The organism is Rhodococcus sp. NPDC056506 (assembly GCF_042794945.1).
GTDB lineage: Bacteria > Actinomycetota > Actinomycetes > Mycobacteriales > Mycobacteriaceae > Rhodococcus_F.
Window position 1 is genome coordinate 119,824 of the sequence record NZ_JBHTSW010000007.1, and the last position, 11,015, is coordinate 130,838.

Sequence of the window (11,015 nt, forward strand, 5' to 3'; positions counted from 1 at the left end):
GATCTGCTTTCTCGAGAGTGTGCGAAGTGTGTTGATGGGAAAAGCGATTCAGGTGCGTACAGCACCGATGTTGTCGCGGTACCACGAGACTGTCGACGCGATACCCTCGCGTAATCCGATCGTCGGCCGCCACCCGAATTCACGAATCATGCTCACGTCCAGAAGTTTCTGCATCGTTCCGTCCGGCTTGGAGGTGTCCCACCGCGTCTCTCCGGTGTATCCGACCTCCGCGGCGACTATCGAAGCGATCTCACGAATTGTGTGATCCTCGCCGGTTCCGACGTTGACATGCGATGCATCGTCGTAGTTTTCGAGCAGATGCAGACACGCCGACGCCAGATCGTCGACATGCAGGAATTCACGGCGCGGGTTGCCACTCCCCCAGTTGACAACCGACTGGACTGCGCACGACTGCGCCTCGTCGTAACGCCGAACGAGTGCGGGAAGTACGTGCGATCCGCGTGGCGAGAAATTGTCTCCCGGGCCGTACAGGTTGGTGGGCATAGCGGAGATCCAGGGGCGACCATGCTGCCGCCTGGCAGCTTGGACGTGGAGTATTCCCGCGATCTTTGCAATTGCATAGGCGTCGTTGGTCGGCTCGAGATGACCGGTGAGGAGGTATTCTTCCTTGATCGGTTGCGGCGCCAATTTCGGGTAAATGCACGATGATCCGAGGAACAGGAGACGCTCGACACCATGCGCGAGGGCGGCGTCGAGCACGTTCACCTGGATGCGCAGATTCTCCGACAGGAAGTCGACGAGGAACGTGCTGTTCGCCGCAATCCCACCAACTTTTGCCGCTGCGAGGATCACGTTGGTCGGCTTTTCGCGGGCGAAGAAATCGAAAACAGCTTCCCGGTCACGTAGATCGAGTTCGGCCGACGTCTTTCCGAGCAACCTGGAGAAGCCGACAGATTCCAGGTGTCGCCACACCGAAGAGCCGACCAAACCTCGGTGTCCAGCCACGTAGAACGGTGCGTCTCGATCGAGGGGTCGCGGCGCGAACGAATCACTCATCGCGTCGCCAACCAGTCGGGAAGTGCCGGAGTGTCGATCCACGGTCGCCCTTCGTGCTCGAGCGCTTCGACGTCTGCGTCGACCATGATCCGGGCCAGTTCGGGTGTGTGGACGCCGGCCTTCCAACCGAGCTTGCGCTCGGCATGACTCGGATCCCCGATCAGTGCGTCCACCTCGGTCGGCCGAAGATACCGTTCGTCGAATCGAACGTGGTTTTCCCAGTTCAGACCTGCATGTTCGAAAGCGACGGTGAGGAAGTCGCGCACCGAGTAGTTGCCACCGGTGGCGAGCACAAAATCCTCAGGCTCGTCGACCTGCAGCATGCGCCACATTCCCTCCACGTACTCCGGCGCGTATCCCCAGTCGCGAATCGCATCGAGATTGCCCATGTACAGGTGATCCTCGATACCCGCCTTGATACGTGCGACTGCGCGCGTGATCTTCCGCGTCACGAATGTCTCACCACGCCTGGGGGACTCGTGATTGAACAGAATTCCGTTCACGGCGAAGATCCCGTACGCCTCACGATAGTTCTTGGTGATCCAGTACGAGTACACCTTCGCCGCACCGTAGGGCGAGCGAGGGTAGAACGGTGTCTCCTCGTTCTGCGGTGGTGGTGTCGCACCGAACATCTCGGAGCTCGACGCCTGGTAGAACCGGCAGTCGAGTCCGGCCATCCGAACCGCTTCGAGTAGTCGGATCGACCCGACGCCGGTGGTGTTCCCGGTGTGTTCGGGTTCGTCGAAGCTCACTCTGACGTGAGACTGCGCAGCGAGGTTGTACACCTCGTCCGGCTTGATCTGCGCGAGCAGCGTCACCAGACGCGCTCCGTCACTGAGGTCACCGTAGTGAAGAAAGAGTCGAGCACCTGCATCGTGCGGGTCCACGTAGATGTGGTTGATCCTCGAAGTGTTGAACGTCGAAGATCTACGGATCAGTCCGTGAACCTCATAGCCTTTGGAGAGCAGCAACTCGGCGAGGTAAGAGCCGTCCTGCCCCGTGATTCCGGTAATCAGTGCGCGTTTCATCCTGCGTTCCTTCCGTTGCGGGACAGCCCGCCTGATGGTTGCGAATCCACGGTTGTGGTCCGTATTCCTCCGAATCGCTCGGCGGTCTTGATCTTGCTCATGTGCGTCCCCCCGAACGGCCGAAGACATTTCGTATGTCACGTGATGCCAGCCGGAGGAAAGTCGAGTTACCGAACAGGTAGCGTCGCCATAGACGCTTGGGTTCCGACACAAGTCGATACAGCCACTCGAAACCCGAGTTCTGGACGAAAGTTGGTGCTTCGGAAACAGTTCCCGCCAGGAAATCAAAGGCGGCACCCACTCCGACGGCCACGTAGTCGGTTCGGTCTGCTATCGCCTTCGTGACAAAATCCTGCTTGGGTGCACCCAGACCGACCCACACGATGTCCGGTGACGACGGACCGACCTTCGTGATGATGTCGTCGACGAACTCCCTGCTGAACTCTGCAAACGGCGGCGCATAGGTGCCGGCCACCTTGATGCCCGGATACAACTCCTCTACTCGATCTGTCAAGAGACTCAACGTCTCTTCTGTCGTGCCGACAAAATGGTGACGAAGGCCGTAGCGGCGTCCCTTGTCCAGCGTGGCCTCGAAGAACGACGGACCGCGAACCGGTCGCACACCGATCTGATCGGAAAGGGCACCGCCACCTGTCAACCGCATGACCCAGCTGACCGGGGTTCCGTCTGCGAAGTTCACCCCGGGGCCTTTCAGCACTGCGGAGTAGTCGCGATCATTGTGTGCCGCCGACACGCAGTAGGAATTCGACAACCTCACGGAGACTCCGGTTCCCACCCCCTCCCGCCTCTCGTTGACTACCCAATCGGTAGCTCCCTCGAGATTGGTCGCGGCAAACGGAATGCCACCTACCTCGATGACCTCGAACGGACTGCTCATCTGTCTCACCACTTTTCCGAGTTCATTTGTTGACGTTCATTGCACTGGCCGTAACTGCGCGACAAGATCGATTCCAACCGGGATCGAGTCCAATCACGTTGCGGTTCAAAGAGAGAAAGCTCGGTCTCGACAATCGATCGAGCAATACGCGCGGGAAGCGTGGATGTCGGCGCAACCGGAATCGCCACGGCGTTCCGACCGGCCAGAGTCGGTACACCGCCGAGATCCAAACAGACCACCGGGAGGCCCACCGCGGCAGCTTCGGCGGCCACCCAACCGCCGGAATCGTGCATGCTCGGGAAGAGCAAGGCCGAGGAGGCCCCCATCTCCCTCATCACTTCCGATCTGTCGCGCCACCCGTGAAGCGTGATCTGACCGCGCCGGTAGGGCAGCGACTTCTCGATTCGCGCTCGCGCGGGCCCTTCCCCGACAAAGGTCATGGACCAATCGGTACCGAGATGCTCGAGCGCGTCGAGTATCAGGTCGATCCCCTTGTACTGCAACAGCCTTCCCACAAAGAGCAGTTTTCGTTTCGGTCTGGGTACCGATTGAACTTCGATTCCGTCGTAATCCAGAACGCAATTCGGCTGGACGACGACGTCGCAGGCTCGCGGGGCCCCGCGGCCGCTGTCGGAGTTCATCGCGATGAAGGTGTCGACGCGCCCGGACACGAAGATGTGGGTCAGTGCCCGTACGACTTTCGTCGAACAGGTGCGAACAGCCGTGGTGGCCAGGTATCGCATACCGACACTCCTGGCGAGTGACATCGGCGGGTAGGTGTTTCCGCCGGCAGGCCCCCACACGAGTCGTTTGCCACCGACTCCACCGAACAGCACCGGTGGGGGCAGCCAGTCGGAGGCGAACGTTGCGTGGTGAAGGACGTCGAAGTGTGCCGCTTCACGCCGAACGAACAGTGAAGTGTGCCAGAGCCATCGGAGGTATCGACCGTACGATCCGGCTTCTTCCGCGGTCAACGTCGCCATTCGCACGACTCGAACTTCGCAACCGAGTTGTTCACACGCGGATTCCAACGTGGGAGCCTCACCGGAGCGAGTCACCACCGTGATCGACTCACACAGTTCGGAAGCCGCCGAGAGAAGCGCCCAACCCGCCCCGGACTCACTCCCCTGATTCGGATCGCAGGCGTATGCCGTCATCAACAACCGTGTCATCGCGCTACCTCCAGCCTCTGTGCGCGTGGCATCCGAGAATCGTGGCGACCGAACTGCTGTGAGAACCACCCGATGTTGCGTGCACCGTGATCGAGAATGAAGCGTTTGACACGCGGGCTGAACACGGCGACAGGTGTCGCCACGGCCGCTGCGAGTACGAGAGCAGCTCGCTTGACGATCTGAACCGTCAACTGCGGCGCGGTGAGTTGTCCCTGACAGAGCGCCAGGATCCGGCCGTTGTTGACGTATCGTGCGAAGAGCCAGGAATCCCGACGCCGAACCGCGTCGACGGGTTCGTACGCAATTGCCTCGTCGCACCACAGCAACCGGACACCGCCGGCGCACATCCGGAGTGTGAACTCGGTGTCCTCGCCGCCAGGTAGATCCCAATCGTCACTGAAGTTCAAGCCGTTCAAAGCCTTCAGGTCCAACAACAGGTTTCCAGCACCTGCCGACGCAACCGGAGTGCCGGTGGTGTGGCGAACACGGGCGTGCAATGGAAGTTCTGAAGCAGGCAGACCCACCGGAATCACAGGACCGGCCACGGCACCCGCGTCGAAATCTGCGGCGCAGGTGAGGAGATTCGACAGCCAGTTGACATCGACATATTCGTCGTCGTCGACGAACACGATGTATCGACGTTCTCGCGCGTTGGCGAGATCGACGAGTGCACGTCGCGCTGCCGATACCCCGCCGAACCCGAGATGCAGTCGCTCGATCCCGTCGACGACGTATGTCGGTGTGGTGGAATCAGGATCGTTGTCGCCTACCACGATCTCGGCCGCAACGCCGGCAGCCACGATCGATGCCCTGACGCTGTCAATGCAGTGCGCAAGTGCCGATTCGCGACGGTACGTCAAAATCGCGACCATGACGCCGCTCAGGTCCTTCATGAGAGACCAACCTTCGGCCGAGAGACGTCGTTCATCGAGACCAGGAGCACGACGCTCGCACTGACACCAGCCGATACCGCCAATGCTCCTGCGACATAGACGGCATCGTCGGACAATCCCGCTCCGAGAACGATCAGAAACTGCAGCGGCAGCAGCAATGCGCGAAATGTGTTGAGCGTTCCGGTCTTGTCCACGACTCGAATCGACGTTCCTACACCCAGAAGAATCCCGTTGAACGCCACTGCCAGTCCGCACAGCAGAATGACCGGCATCAAGTTCGGGAAATGCGGCCCGACCAGGTGATCCGTCAAACGAACTCCCGAGAGCCGAATCTCGAGCACGAGACAGATCAGCGAAACGCAGACGATCGAGACGAGGAAGATCCGCAATCCCACTCGGCGACCGAGTGCCATGCACTCGCTCGGGCTCATCGATTCGACACCACTTCCGAACTTGCGCATCAGGATCGGCGAGATACCTGCGAACATCAAGGACAGTGGACCGAGCAGTGTCTGGGCAGTTCTGATCTCACCGATCATCGAGATCGACGCCACCACGGTCAGTATCAAGAACATTGCCTGCTGCGCAGCTGATCCCATCAATATCTCGATCGCGAACGGCACGGATCGGTATCGGTGCGTGCGCGAGTACCTGATCGACGGCACCGGCGGCACCAGACGCATGGATGCGTGACCGAGAGCGAGCGCAACGAAGACACCGACCGTGTAGGTCACGAGAGCAAGTGTCAGATTCTCGACCAGGAAAGCTGCAATAAGTACGAACGAGAGTGTCACGATCTGTATCGACGCAGAGATCCAACTCGCACCATCGTGCATCAACATCGTGCGTATCACGTCGAAGATCACGAAACCAACTGCGGCCAAGGCATATACCGTGAGATTCATCGAGTCCGACCCGGCGATCAGGAACAGTGCCCACACCGATGTCACCGATACTGCCGCCAGCACGATCGTGGGTGCCAAAGCCGGCCGACGCTCGTCCGACTTCGCTCCTCGTGAGAGCCAGACGTCGACGCCGATCGCTCGCCCCAGCGCCAGTGCCAACAAACCCGCCGATTGAATGACGGCAACCTGGCCGACTTCGATCGGACCACCGAGTCGTGCCACCGAGGTGAGAACGACAAAAGTGAGGATGCTCGAAAGTCCCTGATCCGCCATGAATGTCACATGCCGCGTGCGATCGTTCACGAGCTCACCTCGTTGATGAGCTCACGCATCGACGTCGCCGCCTTGCGCGAGGTGAAGCGACTCGCGTAGTGACGATATGCGGATTTGCGTATCGCGGATCGGTCGTCCGCTCCGAGGATCCGTGCGAGTGACTCGCGGATCGACGATTCTTCCAGGGAATGAAGGGGCGTTCCGCCCGGTCCGACGATGTCCGCGAGTGCACCGCTGGTTGCGTAGATGACGGGGGTACCCACCGACATCGATTCGATCGCGACGCGTCCGAAGGGCTCTGCCCATTGAGATGGGACCACGGACGCCGCACTGTGGCGGAGTATCTCGATCACATCTTCATGTGACGTGAATCCGGCGATCGTGACGTTGTCGAGCGCTGCACTTAAGTTGGAGATCTCGCCATACTGCGGTCCGTCCCCGAGAACTGTGAGCGAGGGACTTCCGACGCCCTGCGGCCAGTTGCGTACCAAGTCGAGGACGCCCTTCTCGGGTGTCAGTCGGCTGACACACACAACCGAATCGTTGCTCCGGAATTCGGGTTCATTTTCTTCGAATCCGAAGTTCGGACGAACCACGACGCGGTCGGATTCGATCAGTCGTCCCTCGACCAGACGTGCTGTCATCGCGCTCGTTGCGACGAACCTGTGTTGCTTCCACCCCAAGACGCTGAGCTTGACTGCCGCAGCGCTCAGGTAGCAGACAAGGCTTTGCAGTCGGCTGTTTCCGTAGCATCCGTTGCGGACACAACTCGTGAAGTAGTTGGTGGAACCGCATTCGGTGCACGTGCCATCGGCGCGTAACTTGGCCGAGGGTGTGACCAGGCGATAGTTCCGAACCGCCTGCAGCGTAGGAATTCCGGCGACTCTTGCGGCCACGAGCAACGAAGCCGAAAACGCCGGCCAGAGGTTGTTGACGTAAACGATGTCCGGCCGCTCCGTGCGGATGATTCGCAACGCATCGACGAGTACCCGGGGGCTGAACACTGCCGCGGCGCCCGCCCACGGTCTCCGCGAGATCTTGGAGTTTTCGGTGGTGCACCGAACCGTCTCGTACCCGATCGATTCGAGTAGTCTGGACTCGTTTGCGAAGCTCTGTTCCTCACCACCCGGATTTCGATAGATCGCATGGAACATCAACGCTTTCGGTGCCGCCGATCGAACGTCGGGCATCGGGCTCACATCGGTCTCCGTGCGGGTTACATCGAATGACTTGTACATCTCACTCGCCTCCTCTTCGCGCCGAAACGGATTTGTTGGCGATGTTCTTGTCGGTACGGCCCCCACCGATAGACCAGCTCGCCGCTGCGGGGGCCGCGTGAACGGGGTGTGGAGGGTCCGTACGGAGCCAGGAAGACCCACACGATCAACCACATAGCGCCGAAGAAGAGCGTCGACTCCGTCAAGTCCATCGAGAAGACGAGAACCATCAGCGCGGCGATGGCGATGTACTCGGTTCTGCTGTGAGCTCGCGAGAGAGCCGTACTCAGGAGCAGGTAGTAGCCGGCCAACAGCAGCAGGAATCCGATCCAACCGATCTGCAGCCGAATGTCGAGCATTCCGTTGTGTGCGCTGGTCGCCGAAAAAGACAGCTTGGACCGAATCATCTGCCCCACTGCACTGTCCGGCGCCCACACCGAGCCGAAGCCCCATCCGAGCAGAGGCCGCTGTTCGGCGTAATAGTTCGAAACGGTCCAGAGGTGAAGCCGGCCGGTCAACGTGACGTCTCGCGAGAGTAATTCTGCGACATCGGGTCCGAGCACCTTCATCGCGCCGGATACCCCGAAGTACAGGCCGATGATCACAGTCGAGGCGAGGTGAGCGTTCGGTGTCCGTCGAAAGCACTTCAGTGCAAGCACTGTCGCCAGCGCAATCCCTGCTGCGACGAGACTGGTCTGGCTCCGGGCTTCGAACAACACGATGCCGGCGACAGCCAGCGCCGCAACCCACGGAATCCGCTTGACGCCGGGAAGCATGAGCATGACAGCGACGAGTACAACTTCGATCGCAGCCATTCGGCCCAAAGTGTTCTTGTGCGTGAAGATTCCTCGATACGTGACGGCGCGGGTGTCCACGTCGAGGCCAGTCGAAGGATCGAGGAACACGACCATCAGCGACAGCACGAGTAGTACCAGCAAGGTGAGGGCAACAGTCCGCACTCGCACCGCGAAGGTCAACTCACGGGCGACGATGATTCCCGTGATCGCCAAGCACACGATGACGATGCCGGCGACGGCGGAATTCCGGGGCAGTGTCGACCAGTACCAGCTGGTTGCCGGAACGCCGGCCGCGACCAGAAGCGCGAAGACCGGCCAGGTCGCGTTGCGTGAGTATCGCCGATCGAGGAAGTAGACCAACGCCAGTGTCGCCGCGAGAACGGCCGAACCGTGTACGAGCAACGATCCGAGCGCAGTCTTCTGCGTGTACGCCTGAAAGGCTCCGCTCGCGCCGACGACCGCGATCACCAATGCCGTTCGCAAGATCAGCGGATTGTTCGGTTCCTTGTTCTCGCAAGGCGCCGGTGCCGCCTTCTTGTCAGTAGGCGCCATCACTTCCCACCACCGCCTTGAGCGTCTTCGCGACGATCATGACGTCACCCATCATCGACCAGTTGTCGACGTAGGAAAGATCAAGGCGGACAGCGTCTTCCCAGGAAAGATCAGAACGCCCGCTGACCTGCCACAGGCCGGTGACACCGGGCTTGACCAGTAGCCGGCGACTGACCGCACCGTCGTACAACTCGACCTCACGCCGAAGGGGTGGCCGCGGTCCGACGACGCTCATCTCTCGCCGAAGAACATTGACGAACTGGGGCAACTCGTCGATCGAGTATCGACGCATGAATCGACCGACAGTCGTCACGCGCGGATCGTCTCGCATCTTGAAAAGCACTCCGGCGCCTTCGTTCTCCTTCATCAGTGCCGTGACCTGAGAATCCGCATTCTGGACCATCGAGCGGAACTTGAGCATGGGGAACGGCTGACCGTCCAACCCCATCCGCTCGGACTTGTACAGAACCGGACCCTTACTCGTGAGCTTGACGGCGATCGCAGCCGCCAGAAGCACCGGACTGATCACTGTGAGTACCAGCGTCGCGAAGACGATGTCGAAGGTCGTCTTCGTGAACTTCTGTGCGCCGTGATAGCGCGGACGCTCGACATGTATCAGCGGAAATCCAGAGACCGGGCGCATCGACAGCCTCGGCCCGGACACATCCAGAATCCCCGGCGCAACAACAAGGTCCACATGATCGCGCTCGAGATCCCAGGCCAGCTTGCGCAACCCTTCCGGCCCGAGTCGCTCCGACGCCGTCACTGCCACCGTGTCGGCGCCGACCTGTTCGAGCGCGTCGGTGACACTGTGCTCGTCTCCGAGCACCGGAATGTCCCGGCCGTTCACTGCGACAACTTCGCCGACGTCTCCTCCGTAGCCGGGTACACAGACTCCGACGACTCGGTATCCATGGGCATCGTCACGCTCGAGGTTCCGTGCAAGATCGACAACCGCCCCTCGTACACCGACCACGAGTACCGCAGTTCGAAATTCACCTCGCGCTCGCTCTCGAGCAATCACTCGTCGCCAGATCCAACGACTCGCGATCAAGGCCGTCAATCCCATTGGAAATGCCACGGCGAGGTACAGGCGCGCGATCTCGAGGTGGAGGAGAAGGCTGGCGATCGCAATCAATCCGAACAGGCGGAGCGTTCCGACAGCGATCAATCGGTACTCTTCAGGGCCACTTCCGATCACACGAGGAGATCTGGTGCGAAATACTCTCAGTACAGCGAACCAGCCGATAATCAGGGCGAAAGACAGTGCGGTGTAGCTGAAATGGCCGAGCGCTTCGCCGTCGACGACATCAACGTCGCTACCGAAGCGCCACCATTGCGCCAGAAACACAACTGCCGCAACGATAATCGTGTCGGTAATCGCCAGACGACGAAGATACGCAGATTGCCATTTCCTGCGTGCGGATACTCCACCAGCCCTCTTCGGAGCCTCTCGTCGGTGTTGTTGTGGCCGTTCTTCCGTGGGCGCGGCCATCTCGAGAACCGTCATGTTTTCAGAAACCTTTCCCCACGCACAGAACTCGGCGCGAAGCTGTTCGCCGGCCGAGGTCCATCGGACCGCCTTGCCGAATCCAGATACTTCGACGGCGAAGCAACTGCTCCGCATTACTGCGTTCAGTGCGAATGGTCGCATTACGTGCGCCTTGTAGTTAAACGACGACTATGGCCAGGCCTCGGCCCAACTGTCGAATTATTGCGGCATTGCCGCAGCTCACACCCCATGATTGAAGCAGAGTCCACTAACGACTCAAGCACAGGACGATCGGCGATTTGTCCTCGCCCGCTGACGTCGCCAGCCCCGACATTGCCGGGACTCACATCGTGGCAATTACTTGGCTAGCTGGTCAGTACCAGTGAGGAGTTTGCCACATTCCGGACAGTGTGGCAATAGCGCTTTCCTAACTTCTTCCCGGCGCCAGCATTGAGATCAGTTATTCACAGTCCAGGCGGGAACGCACGCGCATGTTTCACCATTGGTATTGCGTACCTATAGTTTTCATTGCCGTGATCAACTGGACTTCATGTTTGGACGGAAACCCGCACACGGTTGGTAAATGCTCTGCAAATCGAACCATCGCCCGTCCAGCCGCACGGCAATTCTGAACAATCGTCCGACAATTCGCCGCTGGGTGCCGCGCCGCGATATGTAAGGGTGAAATCTTCGGCGAATTGGGCCATACCTACCAAGCGAATAGTTCGCACATCGTAAATGGTTGCAGTACCCCATCATTCGCAGTAGTCG

General features: G+C 60.0%; 9 protein-coding genes. All 9 read right to left on the reverse strand.

Annotation, left to right across the window (positions count from 1 at the left end; genetic code table 11):
- Positions 1-48: 48 nt before the first annotated feature.
- Positions 49-1,017, reverse strand: a complete 969-nt coding sequence (locus ACFQ6H_RS09360; protein WP_378645676.1) for a GDP-L-fucose synthase family protein — start codon at positions 1,015-1,017, stop codon at positions 49-51.
- Positions 1,014-2,045 carry a GDP-mannose 4,6-dehydratase gene (gmd, locus tag ACFQ6H_RS09365; RefSeq protein ID WP_378535973.1) on the reverse strand — a complete coding sequence of 344 codons (1,032 nt, stop codon included), beginning with the start codon at positions 2,043-2,045 and terminating at the stop codon, positions 1,014-1,016. Before gmd ends, ACFQ6H_RS09360 begins: the two co-directional genes overlap by 4 nt.
- A gap of 97 nt (positions 2,046-2,142) precedes the next feature.
- A complete protein-coding gene (locus ACFQ6H_RS09370; RefSeq protein WP_378645680.1) occupies positions 2,143-2,943 on the reverse strand; it encodes a WecB/TagA/CpsF family glycosyltransferase in 801 nt (266 codons plus the stop codon).
- A gap of 5 nt (positions 2,944-2,948) precedes the next feature.
- On the reverse strand, positions 2,949-4,115 hold the full coding sequence (locus ACFQ6H_RS09375; protein WP_378645683.1) for a glycosyltransferase family 4 protein: 1,167 nt from the start codon (positions 4,113-4,115) through the stop codon (positions 2,949-2,951).
- Complete coding sequence (locus ACFQ6H_RS09380; protein ID WP_378645686.1) at positions 4,112-5,008, reverse strand: glycosyltransferase family 2 protein; 897 nt, start codon at positions 5,006-5,008, stop codon at positions 4,112-4,114. The genes ACFQ6H_RS09375 and ACFQ6H_RS09380 overlap by 4 nt, the downstream gene beginning before the upstream one ends.
- Positions 5,005-6,216 (reverse strand): hypothetical protein, encoded by a 1,212-nt coding sequence (locus tag ACFQ6H_RS09385; protein WP_378645689.1) that lies wholly within the window; start codon positions 6,214-6,216, stop codon positions 5,005-5,007. The genes ACFQ6H_RS09380 and ACFQ6H_RS09385 overlap by 4 nt, the downstream gene beginning before the upstream one ends.
- Positions 6,213-7,424, reverse strand: coding sequence for a glycosyltransferase family 4 protein (locus tag ACFQ6H_RS09390; protein ID WP_378645692.1), 1,212 nt, complete (start codon positions 7,422-7,424; stop codon positions 6,213-6,215). Before ACFQ6H_RS09390 ends, ACFQ6H_RS09385 begins: the two co-directional genes overlap by 4 nt.
- Positions 7,403-8,752, reverse strand: coding sequence for an O-antigen ligase family protein (locus tag ACFQ6H_RS09395; RefSeq protein WP_378645694.1), 1,350 nt, complete (start codon positions 8,750-8,752; stop codon positions 7,403-7,405). Before ACFQ6H_RS09395 ends, ACFQ6H_RS09390 begins: the two co-directional genes overlap by 22 nt.
- A complete protein-coding gene (locus ACFQ6H_RS09400; RefSeq protein ID WP_378645697.1) occupies positions 8,739-10,262 on the reverse strand; it encodes a sugar transferase in 1,524 nt (507 codons plus the stop codon). Before ACFQ6H_RS09400 ends, ACFQ6H_RS09395 begins: the two co-directional genes overlap by 14 nt.
- Positions 10,263-11,015: the final 753 nt, after the last annotated feature.